The following is a 25,848-nucleotide window of genomic DNA, read 5'->3' as shown; positions in this document are numbered from 1 at the left end:
GGCGGCAGGTGGGAACAATATGCGGCCTAGCTGCGCAATTTCCATCACCCTAGCGGATCGGTGCGTTCAGACGGCGTTAGCGGTCCAATCCCACCCGGATTCCCCAAGGTCCTTCCCAGTGACTCCATGATGCCTGAACTCCAGCTCACGAAATGGCAGCTTGTCCGTGATGGCAACGTCATCACCACCCCGCACGCCCGGCTGTGGCCGGTCCGCCTCCCCGACGGTTCCGCGGCCATGTTGAAGGTGAGCACGGAGACCGAGGAGCGCAACGGCCACCGCCTGCTGCGCTGGTGGGACGGCGATGGCGCGGTGCGGCTGCTGGCCCACGACCACGAGGCGGTCCTGCTGGAGCGCGCCCAGCCGGGCGGTTCACTGCGGGCGATGTCCATCGCCGGCCAGGATGCACGGGCCACCACGCTATTGTGCACGACCGCCGAACGCCTGCACCGCCCACGCGGCGCGCTGCCGGAGGAGCTGGTAACGCTGCGGGAGTGGTTCCAGGCGCTGCTGCAACCCGGCGTGGCGCTGTCGCCATTGCTGGAACAGTGCAGATCGCTGGCGTCGGCAGTGCTGGACGCGCAGATCGAGGTGCGCCCGCTGCATGGCGACCTGCACCACGACAACGTGGTCGACGGGGGCACGCGCGGCTGGCTGGCCATCGACCCCAAGCGGCTGCTCGGCGACCGCGCCTTCGACTACACCGTGCTGTTCTGCAACCCGGACCTGTGCGGACCGGGCATCCACGTGGCCGTCCACCCGGACACCTTTGACCGCCGCGTGGACCAGGTCAGCGCGCTGGCGGGACTGGAGCGCACGCGCCTGCTGCGCTGGATCGCGGCCAGCGCCGGACTGTCGGCGGTGTGGTTCCTTGAGGATGGCAGCAACGCCGACGTCGACCTGGCGGTGGCGGCCCTGGCCCTGGGTCAGCTGGCACGCGCCGGCGGCTAGCCGCCGGTCTTCTCCATCGTGCACAGCAGCGGGTGCTGGTTCATGCGCGAGAATTCGTTGACCTGGGCGACCTTGGACTCGGCAACCTCACGGGTGAACACCCCGCACACCCCGCGACCGCGGGTATGCACGTGGAGCATCACCTGGGTGGCCTTGTCCAGGTCCATGGCAAAGAAGCTCTGCAGGACGGTCACCACGAAATCCATCGGGGTGTAGTCATCGTTCAGCAGCATCACCTGGTAGAACGGCGGCGGCGCCACCTCCGGCCGGGCCGGTTCCAGCATGACGCCGTGATCGTGGTGGGGTTCTTGGGAGGGCTCGCGGGGCATCCCCGCATTATAGCGGGATTGGACGCCGCCTCTGTCGCCCTTCACAATCTGCACATCCACCCCACACTTTCACAGGGATTTCATGAAAAGGATCGTCACCGCGCTGTTGCTGACCGCCACGATGTTCGGCGCCCACGCAGCCGAACCCGACAAGGCCGTCGGCCGTGTGCTCAAGCAGCTGGACTACCCCTACGAGATCGACGAGGACGGCGACTACAAGCTGGTCTTCGATGCCGGCGATGACCGCACCCAGCTGGTGTTCGTGCGTTCGTCGGTGGAAGAGTTCGGCAGCCACAAGATCCGCGAGATCTGGTCGCCCGGCTACAACTCCCCCGGCAAGCAGTTCCCCGCCGCGGTGGCCAACCGCCTGCTGGAAGACTCGCAGGACGCCAAACTGGGCGCCTGGGTGAAGCAGGACCAGCTGGCCATGTTCGTGGTCAAGGTGGACGCCAATGCCAGCTCGGCCGCCCTGAGCGATGCCATCGATGCGGCCATGCGCACCGCCGATGCCATGGAAAACGAACTGACCGAGACGGACGAATACTGAAGTGAATGCCGTGCAGGACCCACGCTGGACGCCCCATGTCACCGTCGCCACCGTTGTGGTGCGTGACGGGCGCCTGTTGCTGGTGGAAGAGCGGATCGACGGCCGCGACGTGCTCAACCAACCGGCCGGCCACCTGGAGCCGGGCGAAAGCCTGGCCGCGGCCGCGGTGCGCGAGACGCTGGAAGAAACCGGCTGGACGGTGCGCCTGAGCGCCTTCATCGGGGTTTACCAGTGGACCGCGCCCGACGGCACGGCCTTCCTGCGCTTCGCCTTCGCCGCCACGCCAGTCGAGCACGATCCGGCCCGGTCGCTGGACGCGGGCATCCTGCGCGCGCTGTGGATGACCCCGGCCGAGCTGCAGGCCAGCGCGGCACGCCTGCGCAGCCCGCTGGTCTGGGAGGTGGTGGCCGACTACCTGGGCGGCCAGCGCCATCCCCTGTCGCTCCTGAAGGAAACCGCATGAGCACTCCCCGGGTGATGGTCGGCGTGTCCGGCGGCGTGGACTCTTCGGTGGCGGCCTGGCGGCTGGTCCAGCAGGGCGAGCCGGTGGCCGGACTGTTCATGCAGAACTGGGCCGATGACGGCAGCGGCGACTGCCGGGCCGAGGACGACCGCCGCGACGCGGTGGCCGTCTGCGGCCTGCTGGGCATCCCGTTCCACTTCCGCGATTTCTCCAGCGAGTACTGGCAGGGCGTGTTCGCGCACTTCCTGGCCGAATATGCCGCTGGCCGCACCCCGAACCCGGACGTGCTGTGCAACCGGGAAGTGAAGTTCAAGCACTTCCTGGACGCGGCCCGCGAGCTCGGCGCCGAACGCATCGCCACCGGCCACTACGCCCGCGTGGCGCAGGTGGGCGGGCGCTGGGCGCTGCTGCGCGGCGCCGACCGCAGCAAGGACCAGAGCTACTTCCTGCACCAGCTGGGCCAGGAACAACTGGCGGCCACCCTGTTCCCGATCGGCGACCTGCAGAAGAACGACCTGCGCCGGATCGCCCGCGACGCGCGGCTGCCGACCCACGCCAAGAAGGATTCCACCGGGATCTGCTTCATCGGCGAGCGCGACTTCCGCGAGTTCCTGGGCCGCTACCTGCCGGCCAAGGCCGGCGAGATCCGCGACCCGGACGGCGCGCTGATCGCCGAGCACCCCGGCGTGTTCTATTTCACACTGGGCCAGCGCGAAGGCCTGAACATCGGCGGCGTGCGTGGCCGCCCGGCCGCGCCCTGGTATGTGGTGGGCAAGGACGTGGCCAGCAACGTGCTCTACGTGGACCAGGACCGCGACAGCCCCTGGCTGCTCTCGACCCGGCTGCATTCCGAGCCCGCCCACTGGATCGCCGGCGCACCGCCCGCCCGCCGGTTCGACTGCACCGCGCAGACCCGTTACCGCCAGCCCGATGAACCCTGCACGGTGACCGTGCGCGACGACGGCACCCTGGAGGTGCTGTTCGTGCGCCCGCAACGCGCCGTCACCCCCGGTCAATCGCTGGTGTTGTATGACGATGAGGTCTGCCTGGGTGGCGCGGTGATCGCCGCCACCGACGCGCCGCTGGAACAGCGGCTGCGGACTGCCCCTTCCCCCTTTGAGGTATCTGCTGCATGAGTTTTTCCGTCGACGACCGCGTTCTTGCACTGGCCGGCATCGCCCAGGCCCTGCAGCAGGTGCGCCGCATCGCCGAAACCGGCCACTCCGAAGCGGCCGTGGTGCGCACCGCCGTGGACAGCGTGTTCCGCATTGATGCCGAGACCCCGCAGGCCATCTACGGCAGCCCGGCCAACGTGGCCCCGGGGCTGCGCCTGCTGCACAACTACTTCCGCAACCAGGGCCAGGACGACGCCCTGCCCCGCCTGGCGCTGGCCGTGCTGCAGCTGGAGCGCCGGTTCGTGCGTGAGCATGCGGTGGTGGACAAGGTGAGCCACGGCATCGAGCGCGCCCAGCGCCAGGCCACCGAGCTCGGCGACAGCGCCCACCCGGACGTGCTGGCCGCCCTCGGCGGGTTGTACGCGGACACCATCAGCAACCTCAAGCCGCGGGTGATGGTGCAGGGCAACCCGCACTACCTGGGCCAGGCCGGGGTGGTGGCCGAGATCCGCGCCCTGCTGCTGGCGGCGGTGCGTTCGGCGGTGCTGTGGCGCCAGACCGGCGGCCAGTACTGGGACTTCCTGTTCTCGCGCAAGGCGATGATCGAAGCGGTGGACCGCCAGCTGCGCTGATTCACGGCGGGCGGGTAGAGCCACACCCTGTGTGGCTTCGGGATGAGGGGTTGCGTGCAGCCACCCATGGGGTGGCTCTACCGTTGATGGATGCGGGTAGAGCCACACCCTGTGTGGCTTCGGGATGAGGGGTTACGTGCAGCCACCCATGGGGTGGCTCTACCGTTGATGGATGCGGGTAGAGCCACACCCTGTGTGGCTTCGGGGTGAGGGGCGCGTGCAGCCACCCGTGGGGTGGCCCTACCGTTGATGGATGCGGGTAGAGCCACCCCATGGGTGGCTGGGGGGGGCTGGGGATCCCGCAGCCACCCATGGGGTGGCTCTACCGCGGGCAGGTTTTTCGATGGAATGTGCAGTGCAGCACTAAAGCAAATGGGGGTACGGCCGATACATCAACCGTGCACTTCCCGAGAACGTCCATGTACTCACGCATCTTCATCCGTCTGGCCGCCCCCCTGGTCCTGACCCTGCTTCTTCCTTTCGCCATCGGTTTCGAATGGCCCGCCGCGCTGCGCTGGGCCATCCTGACTACGATGACGCTCAGCTGGCTGGGCTTTGCCTGGTGGACCGCCCGGGCCCAGACCCAGCGGTCACCCGAGCACGCCCGCATCCTGCGTGAGCAGGACCAGCTGCTCACCGAGTTGCGCAGCTTCGTTGCCAACGAAGTGGACGGCTCGCGCGGCGAAGTCGAACGTGCCCGCGACCTGATCCGCCACGCGGTCAGCGGCCTGGGTGGCAGCTTCGACGCCATGAACCGCAAGTCCCGTCAGCAAAGCCAGGCATTGGCCCGCATCGTCGACCGTGCCGGTGAAGATGGTGGCGCCGGTGTCGACGTCGCCCGCTTCGCCCAGCATGCCAGCCACCGCATGGAACAGCTGGTGGAAGCCCTGGAGCAGGTGAGCGGCCAGAGCAGCAACACCGTGCAGCACATCGACCAGATGGCGCAGCACCTGGATGGCATCTTCGCCCTGCTGGAAGACGTCAAGTCGATTGCCGACCAGACCAACCTGCTGGCGCTGAACGCGGCCATCGAAGCGGCGCGTGCCGGTGAGGCCGGTCGCGGCTTCGCGGTGGTGGCCGACGAGGTGCGCAACCTGTCCGAGCGTTCCACCACGTTCAACGAGCAGATCCGCAAGCTGGCGCACAGCTCCAAGGACGCCATCGCCAAGGTCCGCGAGACGGTCTCGCACATGGCCTCGCGCGACATGGACCGTTCCCGCGAAGCGCGTCACGAAGCAGCGCAGATGCTGGACAACGTGGCGCAGATCAATGCCTCGCTCGGCGACGGCATGCGCGAGATCTCCGAGTGCGGCCGTGCCATCGACAGCAGCGTGGCCGAAGCGGTCCGCGCCCTGCAGTTCGAAGACATCGCCACCCAGGCCCTGGGCGGCGTGCATACCCACCTGGACCGCCTGACCGCCATCAACCGCGAAGCGGTGGCCCTGCAGGAGCTGTTGCACCGCAATGGCGGCGTGTTCGACGAAGAAGTCGTCAGCGCCCTGCAGCGCACCGGCAGCCGCCTGCGTGAAATGCGCAGCGAGTGGGAACGCCCGCCGCACAAGGCTGTTGCCCAGCAGAGCATGGCCGCTGGCGCGGTCGAGCTGTTCTGACCCAGATGTTCCGCGCCGGCAACGGCGCCCACGACGGCCCCGGTTTCCCCGGGGCCGTCGTGCTTGCAAGATCCGTCCTGGCTGCAGATGATCGACCCATGCTGTTGACGAACGCCCCCCATGCCGCACCCTCCTCTTCCGCCCCCCTGCCCGAGGCAGTGGCGGTACCTGAGGAACGCATCTCCCCGCCCTCGCCTGCCCGCATGCCCGAGCCGTTGCGGGGCCGCGCGTTGCTGGCCCAGCTGGAACAGGTGGCGCAGCGGGAACTGGCGACATTGGCGGCGCAGGGTGGGCTTGCCGAGCCGCTGGGCTCGGCCGCCATGGACCCGGCCCTGATCGGCCTGGCCTGGGACCTGGGACTGAGTGGCGATGCCGTGGTGACCACGTCGCCAGATCCGAAGCATCCCGCGCACCGCCCATGACCTCCGGCTTGAGACGCCTGGCACTGCATGCGCAGGGGCTGGCGTCTCGGGCACCGTTCGGCGACGGTCCGGCGGCAACCCATCGCGCCATCGCCCACCTGGGCTACGTGCAGATCGATACGTTGTCGGTGGTGGAGCGCGCGCATCACCACGTGCTGTGGAACCGGGTACCCGATTACGACCCGGCGCACTTGAACCGCCTGGTGGGCGAGCGGCAGATCTTCGAGTACTGGTACCACGCCGCCGCCTATCTTCCGATGCGCGATTACCGTTACGCGCTGCGCCGGATGCGCTCGATCCGGGACGGAGAAAGCCGTTACTTCCGTGGCGGTGACCCGCGGTTGATGCAGCAGATCCTGGCACGGATCCGCACCGACGGCCCGCTGCGGATGCGCCACCTGGAACCGAGCACCAAGGAGGCGGGCAGCTGGTGGAACCAGGGGCCCGGCCGGCGCGCGTTCGAGACCTTGTTCATGCGCGGCGACCTGATGGTGTGCGAACGCAATGGCATGGAGAAATCCTACGATCTGGCCGAGCGCTGCCTGCCCGACGACATCGACCTGAGCGTTCCCACCCTGGGCGAGTATGCGGCCTACCTGCTCGAGACCACGCGGCGGTCACACGGCGTGTTCACCCTGAAGCAGCTGCTGCACCTGCAGCCCGGAAAAGACCTGCGGGATGCGATGCGCGCCGTGGTCGATGAACGGGTCGATGCGGGGCAACTGCGTGTGTGGAAGGGCGACGATGGGGCGACCACCTACGTCGATGTGGTTGCACTGGATCGCCCGATGCGACTGCGTCGCGAGGTGAGGATCCTCTCGCCGTTCGACAACCTGGTCATCCACCGGGAGCGCTTGAGTGCCCTGTTCGCGTTCGATTACCGGATCGAGTGCTATGTGCCCGCCAGCAAGCGCGTGCATGGCTACTTCTGCCTGCCCCTGCTGTACGGGGACCAGGTGGTGGGCCGGGTGGACTGCAAGGCGCACCGTAGCGAGCGGCGGCTGGAGGTGCTGAGCCTGCATATCGAGCGCGACGGTCTGGATCGGGACCATTTCCTGCCTGCCCTGCGCACGGCGCTGCAGCGGTTCGCAGTGTTCAACCAGTGCCCGACACTGGACGACCACGCCCTGGATCGCACGACCCGGCGCTAGCAGGCCCATGCCCCACCTGCAGGCGATCGCGGCGGCATCCGCCCTGCCCCGCGCTGGCGTGGCGTCGCGCGGCCTGGCGACAACCGATCTGGATCGGCCGCTGTCGGGCTATTCTCTGTTCCCTTGCCGGCCCGCAGCGGTGCCGGCCTGAACAAGGAACAGCATGGCCGAACTGACCGATTTCCATCTCTTCTGGGGCGAAGCCATGACGGTGGCGGAACGGCACGCCGCGTCGATCGAGGCCGATGGTGCCGACGACTTCGCCCATCAGCTCTATCGCGAGTACCACGAACAGGGCGCGCCCACGCCGCGCAGGAAATGGCTGGCCACCCGGCTGGCAGACGCCTTTCCCTGCATGGATGCCAAGCCGAAGTGGGTCGGTGAGCCGGCCTGGTTGTACCACCAGGGGCAGCCGATGGCGTTCCTGCACCAGTTCCAGGTCAGCCTTGCCGCGCAACACCTGATCGCGCACATGTCGCTGGGCGAAACGGTCTATGTGTTCGGCGCCCGACACCGGCTGGGCCCTGGGCCCGACAGCGACTGGACCGACATCTACCGCATGGCCGTGCAGACCTACGAAGGTGACACGGTGGCGGAGATACCGGGGCCGCAGGGGTAAGCCCGCCGCCTACGGATGCAGCCGACCAACGGTCGGCTCTACCGCGGCTTGAGCGCGGCCAGCAGATGTATTGCGGTCGCGCGCGTCGGGACACGGTGGCGGAGATGCCGCGGCCGCAGGATAAAACCACCCACGGGTTCCGACACAGGTAGAGCCGACCGTTGGTCGGCTGCGCTGGGAACAGCCGACCAACGGTCGGCTCCACCGTGATCGCGCGCGCTCAGACCGCGTGGCTCAGCGCGACCACCGCCTCGCGGGGTGCGATGCGGGTGCTGCCGGCCTTCAGCCATTGCGCCAGGTCGCGCGGGGTGAGCGGGCGCGAATACAGGTAGCCCTGGATCTCGTCGCACCCCTGGCGACGCAGCATGGCCTCTTCCTGCTCGGTTTCCACACCCTCGGCGACCACCTTCATGCCCAGCGCATGGCCCAGGTGGACGATGGCCTGGGTGACTTCGGCGGTGCCGGTGTCGTGCAGCATGCCCTGCACGAAACTGCGGTCGATCTTCAGGCGGCCCACCGGGAAGCGGTTGAGGTAATGCAGGTTGGAGAAACCGGTGCCGAAGTCGTCCACCGCCAGCGGTACGCCGTGGCGTTCGAGCACGTCGAAGCAGTGGCGCAATACGTCGGTATCGCGGATCAATGCCGACTCGGTCAGCTCCAGTTCCAACCGCTGCGGCGGCCAGCCGTGGGCATGGCAGATGTCGATCACGCGTTCGGCAAAGCCGCGGTCACGCAGCTGCACGGCCGAAACGTTGACCGCCACGCGGTCGAACGCCAGGCCGGCGGCATCCCAGGCGGCCGCCTGGCGGCAGGCCTCGGCCAGCACCCAGTCGCCGATGCGGACGATCTCGCCGCACTTTTCGGCGATCGGAATGAACTCGGCCGGGCTGCAGTAGCCTATCCCGGGCCGATGCCAGCGCAGCAGGGCTTCGATGGCCGGCGGCTGGTCGTTCTCGGCGTGCAGCAGCGGCTGGTAGGCCAGGGTGAACTCTTCGCGCTCGATCGCCCCCAGCAGCGCGTGCTCGATCTCGAGCTTGCGCTGGATCTTGGCCAGCGCGTCCTGGCTGTAGTACTGGTAGGTGTTGCGCCCCGCTTCCTTGGCGGCGTACATCGCCGCGTCGGCCGCGCGCAGCAGCGATTCGAAGTCGTGATGGCTCTGGTCGAGCATGGCGATGCCCACGCTGGCGCCCACCTTCAGCGTGGTTTCGCCGCGCTGCAGCGGTTCGGCCAGCGAGGCGATCAGCTTGCGGGCCACGTGGCCGGCGTCCTCGGGGTCGGCCAGGTCACGCAGCACCACGATGAATTCGTCGCCGCTGAAACGGCCGAACAGGTCGGCGTTGCGCAGGTTCTGGTGCAGGCGGGTGGCCGCCGCCTTCAGCAACGCATCGCCGGTGGCGTGGCCGAAGGTGTCGTTGATGGTCTTGAAACCGTCCAGGTCGATGAACAGCATGGCCAGTGGTGCACCCCGGTCGCGCGCTTCTTCGATGGCATCGGCGGTCTGTTCGCGCAGCAGCATGCGGTTGGGCAGGCCGGTCAGCAGGTCGTAGTGCGCCAGCAGTTCGATGCGCTCGTTGGCTTCGCGTTCGCGGGTGATGTCACGGAACAGCACCACGAAGCGGGTCGGCAGGCCATCGCGGCGGTCCAGTTCAATCAGCACCTGCACCCAGATGCGCAGGCCGGACTGGCGGTAGAAGCACAGGTCCAGCTGCTCGGGCAGGCCGCCGTCGGCGATGCGCTCCAGTGCCGCCTCGAAGGCGTCGCGCGAATCCTGGGTGTACAGGGCCAGCGCCTGGTCCAGGCTGATCGGCTCCTTGCGCAGGCCGTGGATGCGGTAGCACTCCTCGGTCCACTGCATGTGGCGGGTGGTCACTTCGATTTCGCAGCCACCGATGCGGCCCAGCGCCGACACGCGGTTGAGCAGTTCGGTGCGCCAGCGGATCAGCGCGTCGGTCTGGTGCTGTTCGGTGATGTTCTGGACCTGGCCCAGCAGGCGCTGGATGCGGCCGTCGGGGCCCAGCAGTGGTTGCATCCACAGGCGCAGGTGTAGCGCGGCTTCGCGCTCGCGCGGCAATTCCAGTTCCAGCGTGGCCGGCTTGCCGTCGCGCAGCATGCGCCGCCAGGCGTGGCGCAGCAGGCTGCGCGAGCGCGGTTCAAGCTGGCGCAACCAGCGCCGGCGACCGCTCAGCGGATCTTCCCCAACGCCCAGCAGGGCGCGGAACTCCGGCGACCACCAGAACTGGCGCTGGGCCGGGTCCCACGACCAGCTGCCCATGCTGGCGATGCGCTGGGCCTCGCGCAGGTGCACCTGCTGCTCCAGCAGCTGCGCCTCCAATTGCTTCTGCGCCTGGATATCGGTGTGGGTGCCCACCATGCGCAGGGGTTGGCCGTCGGCGGTACGTGCCACCACCCGACCCCGGTCGAGCACCCAGCGCCAGTCACCGTCGGGGTGGCGCAGCCGGTACTGGGCGGTATAGACGTCACCGTCGCCACGCAGGTGGGCGTCCAGCGCGGCGCGCACCGCGGGCTGGTCGTCCGGGTGGACCGGGGCGAGCAATGCCGCGGCGACATCGCCCCGGGTGACTTCTTCGGCCGGCACCGGCTGGTCGTCCCAGCGCCGCGACCGGATCACCGCATCGCTGGGCAGGTCCCAGTCCCACAGGCCATGGCCGGCGTGGTCCAGGGCCAGTTCCCAGCGGCTGCCGGCGTAGCTGGCCACCGGCTCGGGCACGCTCAGCGTGAACGCCAGCAGGTTGCCGTCCGGGTCGTGCACGGCCCGCATCCAGCCGTCCAGGCGACCGCGCGGCCCGCCGGGCAGCTGGCAGGGCACCAGGCCACCATCGGCCGCCAGCAGGCGCAGGTCTTCAAGCAGCTCGCCATAGGCCGCCACGGTTGCCGGCAACCCAAGCTCGCGCGCGACCGGGTTGGCCGCCAGCGGCCGCCCGGCCCGGTCGAGGATGACCAAGGCCGACGCCAATGGGTGCTGCAGCAGACTCGCGATAATCCCTTGGTCCACGCGGTAAGACTCCGATAACGCACCCGACGACCGGGAACGCAATCGTTAGCGGCGGATTTCGCCAATTATTGAGCGGTGCGCGGCATGCACCCCCAAATGGCATGACACCCACTAAGATGCAGTTCGCCCGTCCCGAAGGTCCCCGACCCGTCCATGCCTGTCGCTCCCTCCGGCCTGCCCCACCCCGCCGCGCCCGAACGCCCGCTCGCCCAGGCCCTGCGCCGCGACCGCTGGCGGGTGGTGGCCGGTTACCTGGTGCTGGCCCTGGTGTGGATCCTGTGCAGCGATGCCGCGGTGCAGGTGCTGGCCGGCGACATGGCCACCGCCGCGCGCTGGCAGACCGCCAAGGGCGCGTTCTTCGTGGTGGCCAGCGCCGGGCTGATCTATCTGCTGCTGCGCCCGCTGGCCCAGCATGTCTTGCACGCCCATTCGCGGCTGGAGTCGTCCGAAACCCGCCATCGGCAGATGTTCCAGGGCAACCCCGGGCCGATCCTGGTGTACGACCTGGATTCGCTGGCGATCCTGGACGTGAATCCGGCCGCGTGCAGCCTGTTCGGCTGGGACCGCGAGGCGTTCATGGCCATGCCGATCAGTGCACTGTGGCCGCCCGGCGAGGAGATCCAGCTGGCCGACAAGCTGGCGCAGATCCGAGCAGAGCCCGGCGAACTGTGCGTGCTGACCGCAGACCTGCAGCTGCGTGACGGCACCCGCCGGCGCATGGAGATGCGCAGCAACGCCATCGATTACGCCGGCCGGCCCGCCCGGCTGCTGATCGCCATCGACCGGACCAGCGAAACCCAGGCCCTGCGCCGCCGCGACATGGCCTTGGCGCGGGTTGAGGAAGCGCACGAAATGGCCCGCATCGGCGCGTGGGAAGTGGACCCGGCCACCGGGCTGGGCCGCTATTCCAACCAGGTCTACCACCTGCTCGGCCGCCGCCCGCCGGAAGCACGCCGCTGGCACCGCTTCGAGGAACTGCTGGTGCCGGCCGACCCGGCCACCGCCGCGCTGAGCGAGCAACTGCTGCAGGACATGACCGGCGAACAGGTGCAGATCGACGTGCTGCTGCCGCTGCTGGCGATGGACGGGCGCGCACTGATGGTGCACCTGCGCGCCGAAAGCGGGCACGACGACGCCGGCCGGCCCCGCGTGCTGGGCACGTTGCAGGATGTCACCGAGCGCGAGCAGTCGCGCCGGCTGCTGCGTGAGCGCGAAGAGCAGTTCCGCGAACTGGTGCGGGTGCTGCCCGATGGCGTGGTGATCCTGTCCGACGAATACGTGCTGTATGCCAACGCCTGCGCGGCGGCGCAGTTCGGCTACGGCCAGCAGACGCTGCTGGGCGAGCCGCTGTCGGCGCTGGTGGACGCCGGTGATCTGGCGCGGGTGCGGGCGCAGCTGTTCGCGCCGATCCCGTTGCCGAGCACCGGCGCCGGTGAAGTGATCGGCATGCGCCGGCTCGACCGGCAGCGCTTCCAGGCCGGGCTGGCCGTGGGCGACGTGCGCTATGGCGGGCGCAACTGCAAGCTGTTGATCGTGCGCGACCTGAGCGAACCCGAACGGATCCGCGAAGCGCTGGAGACCAGCAACCGCGAGCTGCAGGCGATGGCCGGGCGCTTGTTCTCGCTGCAGGAAGATGAGCGCCGCGCGATCTCGCGTGACCTGCATGACGACATCGGCCAGGCGATCACCGCGATGAAGCTGTCGGCGTATGCCGCACAGGACGAGGCCGACGCCGCGCGCCGCGGCGAAGACCTGGAACAGATCATCCAGCTGGCCGATGCCACCGTTGGCAAGCTGCGCGACATTTCCACCCTGCTGCGTCCGCCGCAGCTGGATGCGCTGGGGCTGGAAGCCGCGCTGCGCTGGCAGGCCGGCATGCTGTTCCGCTCGGCGGCGATCGAACTGCTGGCCGACATCCAGGCGCTGCCCCGACGCCCGCAGGGCGATATCGAGCAGGCCTGTTTCCGCATTGCCCAGGAAAGCCTGACCAACGTGCTGCGCCACGCGCGCGCCAGCCAGGTGAGCCTGCAGCTGCATGACGTCGGCGACAAGGGCCTGCACCTGCAGGTGCGCGACGACGGCGAAGGCTTCGACCCGGAAGGCCCGCGCGGACTGGGGCTGATCGTGATGCGCGAACGCGCGCAGAGCGTGGGCGGCACCCTGCGTATCGAGTCGGCGCACGGCGCCGGCACCCTGATCGACCTGTACCTGCCGTATCGCAGCAGCGCTGCGGCCACTTCTGAAATTCTGGAACACTGAACATGTGGAACCCTTCCCTGCCCCTGGTCAGCATCGAGGACGCACCGCCGCGCCTGGGCGCGGGCAATCCTGAGCTGCAGGCGATGGTCACCGAGGCCGCCTCCGGTGGCACGCCGCTGATGCTGATGCACGTGGACATCGACCATTTCGCGTCGGTCAACGAGAACATGAGTGCCGAAGTCGGCGACCAGGCGCTGGTACTGGTGGCCCAGCGCCTGCAGCACCACCTGCGCGGCTGCGGCAAGCTGTGGCGGCATGGCAGCGACGAGTTCCTGATTGCGGTGCCGCGCAGTGCCGGCGTACCGCTGCCGGAAGACCTGGCCGAGGAAATCCGCCAGCAGCTGGAACTGCCGTTATCGGTGCTGCCGTACACGCTGTTCATGACCGGCAAGCTGGGCGTCAGCCTGTGCCCGGAACATGCCACCGGCACCTCGCGCCTGCTTGACCACGCCGAAGATGCCCTGCACCAGGCCGCCCGCGAGGGCGGCAATGCGGTGCGCATCCATGCGGTGGACACGCCGTCCAGTGCGCACAGCGAAAGCATCATCGCGCGCCAGATCGTGGACGCCATTCCCAATGGCGAGTTGAAGCTGCGCTACCAGCCGCTGGTAAGTGCGCGCGACGGCCACGTGGTGGGCATGGAAGCGTTGCTGCGCTGGCAGTCGCCCACCCTGGGCATGCTGGTGCCGGAGCGCTTCATGCGCACCGCCGAACGGCTGGGCATCATCGTGCAGATCGGCACGTGGGTGCTGGAAGGCGCGCTGAAGCAGGCCAAGCTGTGGCGCGACCAGGGCTTCGATGATTTCACCATTGCCGTCAACGTCTCCACCCTGCAGCTGCTGCGCCCCAACTTTTTCGCCGAAGTGATGTCGGTGATGCAGGCTGCCGGCGTGCCGGCGCAGATGCTGACCCTGGAGATCAACGAAAGCGCGCTGACCAACAACGTCAACTTCGTGCACGAGACCCTGGTCAACCTGCGCAACGAAGGGATCAGCCTGAGCCTGGACAACTTCGGCACCGGCGACTCCAGCCTGAGCGCGCTGGTGCGCTACCCGGTGGACAAGCTGAAGATCGACCGCAGCTTCATCAAGAGCGCGCCGGCCGGCAACCGCGAGGCCGCAATTGCGCGCGCCATCATCGCCATGGGCCACCAGCTGGGCATGACGGTGATCGCCAACGGCGTGGAATCGCAGGCACAGCTCGGCTTCCTGCGGCGCAACGATTGCGACGTGTTCCAGGGCTACCTGTTCGGTGAGCCGATGTCGGCCGATGCAGCCGGCATGACCCTGCGCCGCCGCTACCTGCGCCCGGAAGCCTTCGCCGAGACCCGCCCCGACCGCACGCTGCTGTTGCTGGACGACGAGGAGAACGTGCTGCGCTCGCTGGTGCGACTGTTCCGTCGCGATGGCTACCGCATCCTGGCGGCCGGCAACGTGCGCGATGCCTTCGACCTGCTGGCGATCAACGATGTGCAGGTGATCCTGTCCGACCAGCGCATGAGCGACATGAGCGGCACCGAGTTCCTGGGCCGGGTCAAAATGCTGTACCCGGACACGATCCGGCTGGTGCTGTCGGGCTACACCGACTTGAACACGGTGACCGACGCGATCAACCGCGGCGCGATTTACCGGTTCCTGACCAAGCCGTGGAACGACGACGAGCTGCGCAAGCACATCCACCAGGCGTTCCGCACGCACGAGGAACAGCGCCGGGCCAACACCGCCCCGCCAGCGGCGCTGCCTGCAGTCGACGACGACTGAGGGCGGTAGAGCCGACCGTTGGTCGGCTGCGCTGCCCGCGCGCGCCAGTCACCGCGGTAGAGCCGACCGTTGGTCGGCTGGTGCCGGAGCGCGCCAACCACCGCGGTAGAGCCGACCGTTGGTCGGCTGGTGCCGGAGCGCCGGGCGATGTCGGCAGCCGGGCAGAGCCCGGCTCTACGCGCGGGGAATGCGCCGGGCAGAGCCCGGCTCTACGCGGGGCGCGGCTGCTTGATCGGCAGTACCAGGCGGAACCTGGAGCCTACGCCGGGGGTGCTGTCCAGGTCGATGCGGCCGTGGTGCTTGTTGACGATGCTGTAGGAGATCGACAGGCCCAGGCCGGTGCCACTACCGACCGGCTTGGTGGTGAAGAACGGGTCGAAGATGCGCTGGCGCAGGTCCGGCGAGATGCCGCCGCCGGTGTCTTCGAATTCCACCCACACGTGGTCGCCGTCCACGCCGGTGCGCACGGTGATCGTGCCGCGATCGGCGATCGCATGGCCGGCGTTGAGCAGCAGGTTCATGTACACCTGGTTGAGCTCGGACGGCAGGCATTCCACCAGCGGCAACTGGCCGAATTCGCGCTGCAGGGTCACCTTGTACTTGAGCTCGTTCCAGATGATGTTGATGGTGGACTCGAGCCCGGCATGCAGGTCGACCAGCTTCCACGATTCATCCCGGCCGGAATACGAGAAGTCCTTCAGGTCGCGCACGATCCGGGTCACCCGCTCGATGCCCTCGCGCGACTCGGCCATCAGCTGCGGCAGGTCGCGGCTGATGAAGTCGATGTCGAAGCGGGTGCGGATATCGTCGATTTCCGGGATCAGTGCCTTCGGGTCCGGCGCGCGCAGGGCGCGCTCATACGCTTCGATCACGGTGAACAGGCTGCGCAGGTACTCCTGCAGGCTGCCCAGGTTGGAGTGTACGTAACCGATCGGGTTGTTGATCTCGTGCGCCACGCCGGCCGCCAGCTGGCCAATGGAGGCCATCTTCTCCGACTGCAGCAGCTTTTCCTGGGTGCCGTTGAGGCGCAGGTAGGCCTGGCGCAGCTCGGCATGGCGCTGCTGCAGTTCGCGTTCGTAGTCTTCCTGGCCTTCGATGCGGCGGAACAGCGCCAGGTAATGGCGCTGGCCCGCGTCCTCGTGGTGGTAGACGTGGGCGATGACCATGCGCTCGCCGACCGGCAGGCTGCCGTTCCAGTGGCCATGCTGGCGGGCGTGCTCCAGCGCGTCCGGCGGCAGCAGCTGGCGCAGCCATTGCGCCGCGCCCAGGCCGGCGGCGTCTTCGGCGTGGCCGAGCATTTCGCTGACCGCGGCATTGGCCAGGGCCACGCTGCCGTCCTCGCGGAACAACAGCATGCCTTCGTTGACCCGCTCGAACAGGGCAAGCAGGACCGGCTGCGGCGGCAGCGGTGCGGTGACAAGGTTGGAAGAAGCGGTCACGGTCACATCGGGCAGTCTAAACAGGCGCCCAATATACGCGTTGACCCGCGTGACGGCAGCCCGTGCACGCGCAGCGGCCCGCGCAGGGGCCGGATCAGGCGACGGCCAGCGGCCGCCGCGTATGCAGGATGTTGGCCTGGCCCTTGGCGTCGTACGCCGAGGAGGCTTCGCTGCGGCCCAACTGGCGCAACGCCCAGTTGACCTCGCGGCGGCGGCGGGAGAGCAATACGCCGTTGGCGCGGTTGCGCTCGGCCAGCTCCTGCAGGCGTTCGCCCTGCCCGACCGGCAGCGTGGCCTCGAGCGCACGCAGCGCGTCGAGCTTGGCCCCGGTGGCGCGGATCAACGCATGCACGTCATGCTCCACCAATGCCTGGCGTTCGACGTCCAAGGCATCGCTGAGGCGCTGCAATGGCTCGCTCATCGCCAGGTTCATCCCTGCAGCTGCTGGTCCAGCTCGAGCATGCGCGAGGCAATGGCATCGGGGTTGATCTTGTAGGTGCCGTTCTGCAGCGACTCGCGCACGGCCTGCACGCGGCCGGCATCGATGGCCGGAGCGGTGCTCAGTTCGCGCTGCATGGCCTGCAGGCTGGTGGCCTCGCCGGTCAGGCGCAGGCTGTCGGCAGCCTCGACCGGACGGGTCGGGGAATCGGTGCTGGCTGCAGGCTTGCTGCCAAGCGCGACGCTGCGCAGATGGGCGGTGGCCTGCAGGTTGCCGTCGATTTTCTGGCTCATGAAGTTGTCCTGGGAATGCGGTTCACAAGGGATAACGGCACGGGGACCGCCATCTTTAGGGGGTTCTGCGGTTTTTTTGACGAATTCCGCCGCAGGTTCAGCAATGTGCTCAGCGCGTCACAAAAACGTCGCCGTTGGTGGCCACCGTACCCTGCACGACCTTGCGTGAGGACAGATTCTCCACCGAAACACGTTCATTTTCACCGGCATCAGCCAGCGCCTTGCCGGCCACGCGGACTTCCACCCCGCCAAAGCGCGAGACCAGCGCCACGCTGTCGCCCCGGCGCACCAGGCGCTGGGCGACCAGGTCGTTGGCGGCGAGCAGGCTGCCGGCACTCAAGGTGCGCCGGGCAACCCGCCCGACCGCGGCGGCCGGATCGGCCAGCGCCGCCCCGGCAATCCGGGCCACGTCACGCTGGGCAGTGGTGATATCGGCCAGGGCGATGGTTTCTCCAGCCCCGATGCCGCGGTTGAGGATGAGCACGGTCTGGTTGCGGCGGATCTTGACCGGCACGAACAACCGCCAGCCGCCGGCATCGGGGCAACTTACTTCTACGGTACTGGTGCCGGTGGGCTGGGCGCGCAGGCCCTGCCCGCAGACGGGCAGGCGCAACGCCGAATCGAGGGTGGTGTCGCCCTCGCTGCCGGCCGGAAGGGTCGACAGCGCGGCGGCGCGGATGCTGTCCACCGGCTGCCAGGCACCGGCGGCAGACGCAGGCGCGCCGGCAACGGCAAGCAGGGCAAGGATGATCCAACGCATGGCGGCTCCAGGGGCAAGGCACATGCGCAGCGTCCTGCAAGCGCCGTGCCGGACGCCGGTCTGCCGGACCCTCAAGTCGACCGCGCTGGCGCCGATACCCCTTCCATGTCACATGACCTGCTCAACCGCATCGACCAGCGTACGCGCCTGGCCGGCCACAATCGTCTGGCCCTGCTGCTGTTCCGGCTCGGCGGACGCCAGCTTTTTGGCGTGAATGTCTTCAAGGTGCAGGAAGTCCTGCGCCGCCCGGACCTGTTCCAGGTCCCCGGGCTGCCCAGCCAGTTCGCCGGCGTGGCCGATGTACGCGGCCGCTCGGTACCGGTGCTGGACCTGGGCCTGGCGATCGGCCACCCCGAACGGGAACCGGACGCGGACAAGGCGCCGGGCTACCTGGTGGTGACCGAGTTCAACCGGTCGATCCAGGGCTTCCTGGTCAGCGGGGTGGAACGGATCGTCAACATCGCGGTGGAAGACATCCACCCGCCGCCGGAACTGGGCGCCGAGTCGAGCTATCTGACGGCGGTCACGCGGTTCCAGGGCGAGCTGATCCAGGTGATCGACGTGGAAAGCGTGCTGGCCGACATCGCCCAGGTGCGCGGCGAGGCGGTGCTGGACCCGTCGCTGGCGCAGTCGCTGCCCTCCGACGGGCCGCAGCTGCAGGTGCTGGTGGTGGACGATTCGCGGGTGGCGCGTCAGCAGATCCGCAGCGTGCTGGACCAGCTGGGGGTGGGCGCGACGCTGCTCTCCGATGGCAAGCAGGCGCTGGACCACCTGATCCAGATCCACGCCTCGGGCGAGAACCCGGCCGAGCGCTACGCGATGGTGATCTCGGATATCGAGATGCCGGCGATGGACGGTTACACGCTGACGACGGAAATCCGTCGCCACCCCGGCCTGGCCGGGTTGTACGTGCTGCTGCATACCTCGCTGTCGGGCGTATTCAACAACGCGATGGTCGAGCGGGTGGGCGCCAACGCGTTCGTGGCCAAGTATTCCCCGCACGAACTGGCCGATTTCGTGCTGGATCGTTTGCGGAAGGTGGCGATGGCGGCTTGAAAGCGCGGCGGTTGGTTCGCTGAGGGTGGGTCGGGCTGGGTGGGGCCGCGGGGCACGCTGCAAGTACGTCCGTGTAAGCTCCGTCGCCGCATCCATGCGGCTCAGGGCCCCGCAACCCCACCCCCCCCCCCCCCCGACAGTGGGTCGGCGCCCGCTTATCTATTGGGGCTGAGGTGAAGCAGCCGAGCAACGCTCGGCTCTACCGTGGCGCTCCTTCATTCCGTTCGCCGGTACACTGCGGCATCGCTTCATCATCACGCCCAGCGCCCGCTGGGCTTTTTTGTGGGCGTGAGGTGACGCAGCCGGGCAGAGCCCGGCGCTACGCGCCTGCGCGGCAGGCGTTGCCGGCCAGCGGCCGGCACTACCCCCCTTCGCGAAGCCGGCTGTGCCCTTCCTTCCTGCGACGCAGACACGTCCGGGCGCGGGTCGGCAGAGCCCGCCGGGACCGTTGGGCGCCATGGATGGCGCCCACGAGCCTCCAGGGACGGATTTACGGCGTGTCCCGGCGGGCTCTGCCGGCCCGCGCCACACGCAGAAACAACGCGCCGACTGGCACAGCCCTTGCACCACTCCCCCCATCGTCCCGTGGGAGCGCGCCATGCCCAATCTGATTTCCGACTATCTGGGGGTCCATGCCCAGGCCATGCCGTTGCGCGAGCAGCGGATGAAGCTGATCGCCAGCAACCTGAGCAATGCCGACACCCCCGGGTACAAGGCCCAGGACCTCGACTTCGATGCCGCCCTGCGCAATGCCCAGGGCCTGGACAGCAACGGCCTCATGAAAACCACCAACGAACAGCACTACGCCATCGGCGGCGGCCTCAACCCCTTCCAGATTGCCAAGGAAGGCGTCCAGCCCAGCATCGACGGCAACACCGTCGACCCCGACGCCGAACGGGCCGCCTACGGCCGCGCCGCGCTGGAATACCGCGCCTCGCTCAGCTTCGTCGAATCCAAGGTGCGCTCCATGCTCACCGCCATCACAGGCCAATAAGCCATGAGCAACCTCCCCATTTTCGACATCGCCGGCTCGGCCCTCCAGGCCCAGTCCGTGCGCATGAGCACCATCGCCTCCAACCTCTCCAACGCCGACACCGTGTCCGGCTCGGCCGAGGCCGTCTACAAGCCGCTCGAACCCATCTTCCAGTCGGTCACCAGCCGCACCGACCCCAACATCACCACCGTCCAGGTCAAGGAAATCAGCCAGAGCGACGCCGCGCCGATCAAGCGCTACGAGCCCGGCCACCCCCTCGCCGATGGCGATGGCTATATCTACCAGCCCGACGTCGACCCGGTCGCGCAGATGGTCAACCTCATCTCCACCTCGCGCAATTACCAGGCGGGCGTGGAAATGCTGACCACCGCCAAGGAACTGGCGCTGGCCACCTTGACCATGGGTCGCTGACCCTTCATTCCACAGGACATACCGTCATGAGCAGCACCAGCGGCGTCGGCCAGGGCAGCGATATCTATTCCGCGCTCGGCCTCAACGCACCCAACAGCGACACCAGCAAGAAGAAAAGCACCCTGGACCAGGCCGACTTCCTGCGCCTGATGACCGAACAGCTGCAGCACCAGGACCCGCTCAAGCCGATGGACAACACCCAGATGGTGGCGCAGATGGCGCAGCTGTCGCAGGTGCAGGGCATCACCGACCTCAACACCACCGTGAAGGGCTTCCAGGACCAGATGTCCGGCGACCAGATCCTGCGCGGTGCCGCGCTGGTCGGCCACGACGTGCTGATTCCCTCGACCAAGTGGTCGCTGGAGGCCGAAGGCGCCACCAACGGCATGGTCGCCGCGCCCGGCGCCGGCTTCGTCAACGTGGACATCACCGATGCCAACGGGGTCAAGGTCAACACGATCAGCGTGGAAGCCAAGGCCGCCGGCGAAGTCACCTTCGAATGGGACGGCAAGGACGCCAACGGCAACCGCATGCCGGCCGGCAGCTACACCCTCGCCGCCACCTTCACCGACAGCGCCGGCGCCAAGACCAAGGCCAACACCTACGTCGAAGCCCCGGTGGAGAGCGTCACCGTCGGTTCCGACGGGCTGTACCTCAACCTCAAGGGCCTGGGCACGGCCCCGATCGACTACGTGCTCCGCATCAGCTGAGCCGCCCCACCCCGCATACCAGGAGCAATCCCATGGGCTTCAATGTCTCGTTGTCCGGCATCAACGCTGCCAATGCCGATCTGAACGTCACCGCGAACAACATCGCCAACGTCAACACCACCGGCTTCAAGCAGTCGCGCGCCGAGTTCGCCGACCTGTTCTCGGCCACCAGCTACGGCCTGTCCAAGAATGCCATCGGCCAGGGCGTGCGCCTGACCAACGTGGCCCAGCAGTTCTCGCAGGGCAACAACGAACAGACCGGGCGCAGCCTGGACATGGCCATTTCCGGTGAGGGCTTCTTCACCATGTCCATGAACGGCGCCCGCGTGTACTCGCGCGCCGGCAACTTCCAGACCGACCAGGCCGGGTACGTGACCAACCCGCAGGGCGCGCGCCTGCAGGTGTTCGCGCCGAACGCCGATGGCACCAACTTCGATGCCGGCCGCCTGGTCGACCTGCAGCTGCTCACCACCGACAGCCCGCCCAAGCAGACCAGCAAGGTCAACGTCAGCTTCACCCTGCCGGCCGACGCCAAGGTGCCCACGGTCAACCCGTTCAGCCCGACCGACTCCAACAGCTACAGCCAGTCCACCGGCGGCATCACCGTGTACGACTCGCTGGGCGTCAGCCACACCCAGACCTCGTACTTCGTCAAGACCGCCAATCCCAACGAATGGCAGGTCTACAACTATGTGGACGGTCAGGCTGCCGGCGCTGCCACCACGCTGACCTTCAACAACGCCGGCGCCTTGACGTCCCCGGCCAACGGCCAGATCACCCTGACCCCGTTCACCCCGAGCACCGGCGCCGGCCAGCTGGCGCTGACCCTGGACATCTCCGGGTCCACCCAGTACGGCGAGAAGTTCGCGCTGCGCAACACCCAGCAGGATGGCTACGCGGCCGGCAAGCTCAACGAGATCACCGTGTCCGAAGACGGCGTGGTCTACGCGCGCTACTCCAACGGCGACGACAAGGCACTGGGCCAGGTGGCACTGACCACCTTCAACAACACTCAGGGCCTGGAAGCCAAGGGCAACAACCTGTGGGTGGAAACCTTCAGCTCGGGCACCCCGCGCACCGGCGCGCCGGACAGCTCCAACCTGGGCAAGGTCCAGGCCGGTTCGCTGGAAGCCTCCACGGTCGACCTGACCGAGCAGCTGGTCAACATGATCACGGCCCAGCGCAATTTCCAGGCCAATTCGCAGATGGTTTCGACCATGGACCAGATCACCCAGACCATCATCAACATCCGTTGATGAGCCACTGACCGCATCACGGGAACAAGACGATGGACAAGGCGCTCTACGTAGCGATGACCGGTGCACGTGCGTCGCTGCAGGCACAGGGCACGCTCTCGCACAACCTGGCCAACACCGATACCCCTGGCTTCAAGGAAGCCCTCGCCAACACCGAGGCCTTCCCGATCAAGGGCACCGGCTATGCCTCGCGCGTGGACGCCCTGCACGTCGACGCCGGCTTCAACCGGCGCATGGGCGCGCAGCAGATCACCGGCAACCCGCTGGACCTGTCGCTGCAGTCGGGCAACTGGCTCGCAGTGCAGGCGCCGGCCGGGGGCGGTGAAGCCTACACCCGTGGTGCGGCGCTCTCGATCACGCCCAATGGCCAGCTGGTGACCGCCGGCGGCCATCCGGTGCTGGACGAGAACGGCGCGCCGATCGCCATCCCGCCGCACCAGGCGATGGACATCGGCAACGACGGCACGATCTCGATCATTCCGCTGGGCGAAGGCCCGCAGACCATGGCCAACATCGGTCGGATCCGCGTGGTCGCCGCCGCCGACGAACGCCTGGAGCGCGGCCTGGACGGGCTGATGCGCAACACCGATCCGCAGCAGCCGTTCGTGCAGGCCCAGGGCAAGTCGCTGGAAAGCGGCCAGCTGGAAGGCAGCAACGTGGATGCTGCCGGCGCGCTGGTGCAGATGATCCAGCTGCAACGCCAGTACGAGATGCAGGTGAAGGTGATCAAGCACGGCGACGACAACGCCCGCAGCGCCAACAGCCTGCTGCGCCTGGGCAGCTGATCGCCCCGGTGACGGCTTTCCGGCGCGGTTCTGGCACGCGCCATGCATTCGCTCCCTGTAACGGCCGCCGCATGCGGCCACCCGCAACAGACAAAGGAACATCGCCATGAACCAGGCATTGTGGATCGCCAAGACCGGACTGGATGCGCAGCAGACGCGCATGTCGGTGGTTTCCAACAACCTCGCCAACACCAACACCACCGGTTTCAAGCAGGACCGTGCCAGTTTCGAAGACCTGCTGTACCAGCAGGTGCGTCAGCCCGGCGGCGCGTCCTCGGCGCAGACCCAGCTGCCCACCGGCCTGCAGCTGGGCACCGGCGTGCGCGTGGTGGCCACCTCGAAGAACTTCGAGCAGGGCAGCCAGCAGCAGACCGGTCGCGCGCTGGACGTGATGGTCAACGGCCGCGGCTTCTTCGAAGTGCAGATGCCCGACGGTTCCTCGGCCTATACCCGTGACGGCTCGTTCCAGCGCAACCAGCAGGGCGAACTGGTCACCAACAGCGGCTACCCGGTGCAGCCGGGCATCCAGATTCCCGAAGGCGCGCAGTCGCTCACGATCGGCACCGACGGCACCATCAGCGTGAAGATGGCCGACGACGCCGCCTCGGTGGAGATCGGCGCGCTGACCCTGACCGACTTCGTCAACCCGGCCGGCCTGCAGGCACGCGGTGAAAACCTGTTCCTGGAAACCACCGCTTCGGGCCCCGCACAGAACGGCAACCCCGGCCTGAACGGCCTGGGCGGCGTGGTGCAGGGCGCGCTGGAAGGCAGCAACGTCAACGTGGTCGAAGAGCTGGTGTCGATGATCGAAACCCAGCGCGCCTACGAAATGAACGCCAAGGCGATCTCCACCACCGACGCGATGCTCGGTTACCTCAACCAGAACGTCTGATCGGCCGAACCGGAAGCATTGCCATGTCGCCCCTGCGCCCTACCCTTCGCCTGCTGCTTGCCAGCTCCGTGGTCGCCCTGCTCGGCGGCTGCGTCATCGCCGGCGATGTCCGGCCCTATCCCGCGATGGCGCCGATCACCCCGATCATGGCGCCCACCGCGCAGGCCACCGCCGGCGCGATCTACGCCGCCGGCCCCGGCCTGCAGCTGTACTCGGACCGCCGCGCGCGTGACGTCGGCGACCTGCTGACCATCACCCTGACCGAAAGCACCACCGCGCAGACCACCGCCAACACCACCACGGCCAAGGAATCGGAGCTGAGCATCGGCACCCCGACCCTGTTCGGCGCACCGGTGACGCTGGGCGGCAAGGACATCCTGGCCGCCAGCGCGGCCGGTTCGCGCGACTTCACCGGCAAGGGCACCAGCGCGCAGAGCAACCGCCTGCAGGGCAGCGTGACCGTCACGGTGGTGCAGCGCCTGCCCAACGGCAACCTGGTGGTCCAGGGCGCCAAGAACCTGCGCCTGAACCAGGGCGATGAGCTGGTGCAGGTGCAGGGCATCGTGCGCGCCGCGGACATCTTCCCCGACAACACCATTCCGTCCAGCCGCGTTGCCGATGCCCGCATCGTCTACGGCGGCCGCGGCCCGGTTGCCCAGTCCAATGCCATGGGCTGGCTGAGCCGCTTCTTCAACTCGGCGTTGACGCCGTTCTGAGCCTGACATGACCTTTTCCTTCTCCCTGTTCGGGCAGCGACGTATGACGTCGCTCTACGCGGCACAGCAGCGACGCATGCCGTCGCTCTTCGCGGTACGGCAGCGGCGCGCGGCGTCGGTCTACCCGATGCGCGCGGTGCTGGTGTTGCTGGCCGTGTTCGCGGTGGTTGCCCCGGCGTCTGCCGAGCGCATCAAGGACCTGGCCCAGGTGGGCGGCGTGCGGACCAACGCGCTGGTGGGCTATGGCCTGGTGGTCGGGCTGGATGGCAGCGGCGACCGCACCAGCCAGGCACCCTTCACGGTGCAGAGCCTGAAGAACCTGCTGGGCGAGCTGGGCGTCAACGTGCCGGCCAACGTCAACCCGCAGCTGAAGAACGTGGCCGCCGTGGCGATCCACGCCGAGCTGCCGCCGTTCGCCAAGCCGGGCCAGCCGATCGACATCACCGTGTCGTCGATCGGCAACGCGGTGTCGCTGCGCGGCGGCTCGCTGCTGATGGCGCCGCTGCGCGGTGCCGACGGCCAGGTCTACGCGATCGCCCAGGGCAACCTGGTGGTCGGCGGCTTTGGCGCGCAGGGCAAGGACGGCTCACGGGTGTCGGTGAACGTGCCCAGCGTGGGCCGCATTCCCAACGGTGCCACTGTCGAGCGCGCCCTGCCGGACGTGTTCAACGGCGGCGGCGACATCACCCTGAACCTGCACAAGAACGACTTCACCACGGTGTCGCGCATGGTCGCCGCACTCAACAACGCCTTCGGCGACGGCGCCGCGCGGGCGATCGACGGGGTGACGGTGTCGGTGCAGTCGCCCAGCGACCCGGGCGCGCGCATCGGCCTGCTGGCCCGCATCGAGAACCTGGAACTCACCCCCGGCAGTGCGCCGGCCAAGGTGGTGGTCAACGCGCGTACCGGCACGGTGGTGATCGGCGCGCAGGTGCGGGTGGGCGCGGCGGCCATTTCGCATGGCTCGCTGACCGTGACCATCAACGAGAACACCAACGTCAGCCAGCCCAACGCGTTCGGCAATGGCCAGACCGTGGCCACGCCGCAGTCCACCATCACCGCCACCAACGATGGCAGCCGCATGTTCAAGTTCACCGGCGGCACCACGCTGGACGAGATCGTGCACGCGGTCAACGCGGTGGGCGCGGCCCCCGGCGACCTGATCGCCATCCTGGAAGCCCTCAAGCAGGCCGGCGCGCTGAGCGCCGAACTCGAGGTGATCTGAC

The 25,848-nt window shown here is 68.2% G+C and carries 26 protein-coding genes; 20 read left to right on the top strand and 6 right to left on the bottom strand.

From position 1 onward, the window contains the following. Positions 1 to 129 precede the first annotated feature (129 nt). On the top strand, positions 130 to 951 hold the full coding sequence (locus tag ABIA71_RS05030; RefSeq protein WP_354283622.1) for an APH(6)-I family aminoglycoside O-phosphotransferase: 822 nt from the start codon (positions 130 to 132) through the stop codon (positions 949 to 951). Here the strand turns inward: ABIA71_RS05030 and clpS are convergent. Further along, positions 948 to 1,280: an ATP-dependent Clp protease adapter ClpS gene (gene clpS / locus ABIA71_RS05025; RefSeq protein WP_354283620.1), complete on the bottom strand. Its 333-nt coding sequence runs from the start codon at positions 1,278 to 1,280 to the stop codon at positions 948 to 950. The genes ABIA71_RS05030 and clpS overlap by 4 nt on opposite strands. 82 nt (positions 1,281 to 1,362) lie before the next feature. Between clpS and ABIA71_RS05020 the strand changes: the two genes are divergently transcribed. The 8 genes from ABIA71_RS05020 (at position 1,363) to ABIA71_RS04985 (ending at position 7,839) form a co-directional block, all read left to right on the top strand. Beyond that, a complete protein-coding gene (locus ABIA71_RS05020) occupies positions 1,363 to 1,827 on the top strand; it encodes a hypothetical protein (protein ID WP_354283618.1) in 465 nt (154 codons plus the stop codon). A 1-nt stretch (position 1,828) separates the two neighbouring features. Beyond that, positions 1,829 to 2,290 carry an NUDIX hydrolase gene (locus ABIA71_RS05015; RefSeq protein WP_354283616.1) on the top strand — a complete coding sequence of 154 codons (462 nt, stop codon included), beginning with the start codon at positions 1,829 to 1,831 and terminating at the stop codon, positions 2,288 to 2,290. After that, positions 2,287 to 3,426 (top strand): tRNA 2-thiouridine(34) synthase MnmA, encoded by a 1,140-nt coding sequence (gene mnmA / locus ABIA71_RS05010; protein WP_354283614.1) that lies wholly within the window; start codon positions 2,287 to 2,289, stop codon positions 3,424 to 3,426. Before ABIA71_RS05015 ends, mnmA begins: the two co-directional genes overlap by 4 nt. Then, positions 3,423 to 4,037 carry a high frequency lysogenization protein HflD gene (gene hflD, locus ABIA71_RS05005; protein WP_354283612.1) on the top strand — a complete coding sequence of 205 codons (615 nt, stop codon included), beginning with the start codon at positions 3,423 to 3,425 and terminating at the stop codon, positions 4,035 to 4,037. Before mnmA ends, hflD begins: the two co-directional genes overlap by 4 nt. A 419-nt stretch (positions 4,038 to 4,456) precedes the next feature. After that, positions 4,457 to 5,647 (top strand): methyl-accepting chemotaxis protein, encoded by a 1,191-nt coding sequence (locus tag ABIA71_RS05000; RefSeq protein WP_038688404.1) that lies wholly within the window; start codon positions 4,457 to 4,459, stop codon positions 5,645 to 5,647. Positions 5,648 to 5,745: 98 nt separating this feature from the next. Continuing rightward, a complete protein-coding gene (locus tag ABIA71_RS04995) occupies positions 5,746 to 6,069 on the top strand; it encodes a hypothetical protein (protein ID WP_354283609.1) in 324 nt (107 codons plus the stop codon). A gap of 8 nt (positions 6,070 to 6,077) precedes the next feature. Beyond that, positions 6,078 to 7,220, top strand: coding sequence for a winged helix-turn-helix domain-containing protein (locus tag ABIA71_RS04990; protein ID WP_354283607.1), 1,143 nt, complete (start codon positions 6,078 to 6,080; stop codon positions 7,218 to 7,220). A gap of 163 nt (positions 7,221 to 7,383) precedes the next feature. Beyond that, on the top strand, positions 7,384 to 7,839 hold the full coding sequence (locus ABIA71_RS04985; RefSeq protein ID WP_354283605.1) for a hypothetical protein: 456 nt from the start codon (positions 7,384 to 7,386) through the stop codon (positions 7,837 to 7,839). 220 nt (positions 7,840 to 8,059) lie between these two features. Here the strand turns inward: ABIA71_RS04985 and ABIA71_RS04980 are convergent, their stop codons facing one another. After that, positions 8,060 to 10,852 (bottom strand): EAL domain-containing protein, encoded by a 2,793-nt coding sequence (locus tag ABIA71_RS04980; RefSeq protein WP_354283603.1) that lies wholly within the window; start codon positions 10,850 to 10,852, stop codon positions 8,060 to 8,062. A gap of 153 nt (positions 10,853 to 11,005) precedes the next feature. On the opposite strand from ABIA71_RS04980, the gene ABIA71_RS04975 reads away from it, so the two are divergent. Together ABIA71_RS04975 and ABIA71_RS04970 are read left to right on the top strand one after the other, a co-directional pair. Beyond that, the gene (locus tag ABIA71_RS04975) at positions 11,006 to 13,111 is read left to right on the top strand and encodes a sensor histidine kinase (protein WP_354283601.1); all 2,106 of its coding nucleotides are present in this window, start codon (positions 11,006 to 11,008) and stop codon (positions 13,109 to 13,111) included. A gap of 2 nt (positions 13,112 to 13,113) precedes the next feature. Further along, positions 13,114 to 14,871 carry an EAL domain-containing protein gene (locus ABIA71_RS04970; protein WP_354283599.1) on the top strand — a complete coding sequence of 586 codons (1,758 nt, stop codon included), beginning with the start codon at positions 13,114 to 13,116 and terminating at the stop codon, positions 14,869 to 14,871. 209 nt (positions 14,872 to 15,080) lie between these two features. Here ABIA71_RS04970 and ABIA71_RS04965 read toward each other — a convergent pair whose 3' ends face one another. The 4 genes from ABIA71_RS04965 to flgA all read right to left on the bottom strand — a co-directional run bounded on the left by ABIA71_RS04965 (position 15,081) and on the right by flgA (position 17,802). After that, positions 15,081 to 16,226, bottom strand: a complete 1,146-nt coding sequence (locus ABIA71_RS04965) for an ATP-binding protein (protein ID WP_502961048.1) — start codon at positions 16,224 to 16,226, stop codon at positions 15,081 to 15,083. Positions 16,227 to 16,404: 178 nt separating this feature from the next. Then, positions 16,405 to 16,737: a flagellar protein FlgN gene (locus ABIA71_RS04960; protein ID WP_502961046.1), complete on the bottom strand. Its 333-nt coding sequence runs from the start codon at positions 16,735 to 16,737 to the stop codon at positions 16,405 to 16,407. Between the two features lie 2 nt (positions 16,738 to 16,739). After that, positions 16,740 to 17,042 (bottom strand): flagellar biosynthesis anti-sigma factor FlgM, encoded by a 303-nt coding sequence (gene flgM / locus ABIA71_RS04955; protein WP_354283594.1) that lies wholly within the window; start codon positions 17,040 to 17,042, stop codon positions 16,740 to 16,742. Between the two features lie 109 nt (positions 17,043 to 17,151). Beyond that, a complete protein-coding gene (gene flgA / locus ABIA71_RS04950; protein WP_128096652.1) occupies positions 17,152 to 17,802 on the bottom strand; it encodes a flagellar basal body P-ring formation chaperone FlgA in 651 nt (216 codons plus the stop codon). A 105-nt stretch (positions 17,803 to 17,907) separates the two neighbouring features. On the opposite strand from flgA, the gene ABIA71_RS04945 reads away from it, so the two are divergent. The 9 genes from ABIA71_RS04945 (at position 17,908) to ABIA71_RS04905 (ending at position 25,847) form a co-directional block, all read left to right on the top strand. After that, a complete protein-coding gene (locus ABIA71_RS04945; RefSeq protein ID WP_038688425.1) occupies positions 17,908 to 18,858 on the top strand; it encodes a chemotaxis protein in 951 nt (316 codons plus the stop codon). Positions 18,859 to 19,456: 598 nt separating this feature from the next. Then, a complete protein-coding gene (flgB, locus tag ABIA71_RS04940) occupies positions 19,457 to 19,852 on the top strand; it encodes a flagellar basal body rod protein FlgB (RefSeq protein WP_038688427.1) in 396 nt (131 codons plus the stop codon). Between the two features lie 3 nt (positions 19,853 to 19,855). Then, positions 19,856 to 20,263 carry a flagellar basal body rod protein FlgC gene (flgC, locus tag ABIA71_RS04935; RefSeq protein ID WP_128097574.1) on the top strand — a complete coding sequence of 136 codons (408 nt, stop codon included), beginning with the start codon at positions 19,856 to 19,858 and terminating at the stop codon, positions 20,261 to 20,263. Positions 20,264 to 20,289: 26 nt separating this feature from the next. After that, the gene (locus ABIA71_RS04930) at positions 20,290 to 20,973 is read left to right on the top strand and encodes a flagellar hook assembly protein FlgD (RefSeq protein ID WP_354283591.1); all 684 of its coding nucleotides are present in this window, start codon (positions 20,290 to 20,292) and stop codon (positions 20,971 to 20,973) included. A gap of 32 nt (positions 20,974 to 21,005) precedes the next feature. Next, positions 21,006 to 22,229 carry a flagellar hook protein FlgE gene (flgE, locus tag ABIA71_RS04925; protein WP_128097572.1) on the top strand — a complete coding sequence of 408 codons (1,224 nt, stop codon included), beginning with the start codon at positions 21,006 to 21,008 and terminating at the stop codon, positions 22,227 to 22,229. A gap of 32 nt (positions 22,230 to 22,261) precedes the next feature. Then, the gene (locus ABIA71_RS04920) at positions 22,262 to 23,014 is read left to right on the top strand and encodes a flagellar basal body rod protein FlgF (protein WP_354283589.1); all 753 of its coding nucleotides are present in this window, start codon (positions 22,262 to 22,264) and stop codon (positions 23,012 to 23,014) included. A 106-nt stretch (positions 23,015 to 23,120) separates the two neighbouring features. Next, complete coding sequence (flgG, locus tag ABIA71_RS04915; RefSeq protein WP_038688435.1) at positions 23,121 to 23,906, top strand: flagellar basal-body rod protein FlgG; 786 nt, start codon at positions 23,121 to 23,123, stop codon at positions 23,904 to 23,906. Positions 23,907 to 23,929: 23 nt separating this feature from the next. After that, positions 23,930 to 24,622: a flagellar basal body L-ring protein FlgH gene (gene flgH, locus ABIA71_RS04910; protein WP_354283587.1), complete on the top strand. Its 693-nt coding sequence runs from the start codon at positions 23,930 to 23,932 to the stop codon at positions 24,620 to 24,622. A gap of 127 nt (positions 24,623 to 24,749) precedes the next feature. Then, positions 24,750 to 25,847 carry a flagellar basal body P-ring protein FlgI gene (locus ABIA71_RS04905; protein ID WP_354283754.1) on the top strand — a complete coding sequence of 366 codons (1,098 nt, stop codon included), beginning with the start codon at positions 24,750 to 24,752 and terminating at the stop codon, positions 25,845 to 25,847. Position 25,848: the final 1 nt, after the last annotated feature.

Origin of the sequence: Stenotrophomonas sp. 2619 (genome assembly GCF_040548725.1) — a bacterium.
GTDB classification, from domain to species: domain Bacteria; phylum Pseudomonadota; class Gammaproteobacteria; order Xanthomonadales; family Xanthomonadaceae; genus Stenotrophomonas; species Stenotrophomonas maltophilia_AP.
The sequence above is the reverse complement of the archived record's forward strand: the minus strand, read 5'-3'. Positions and strand labels throughout refer to the sequence as shown.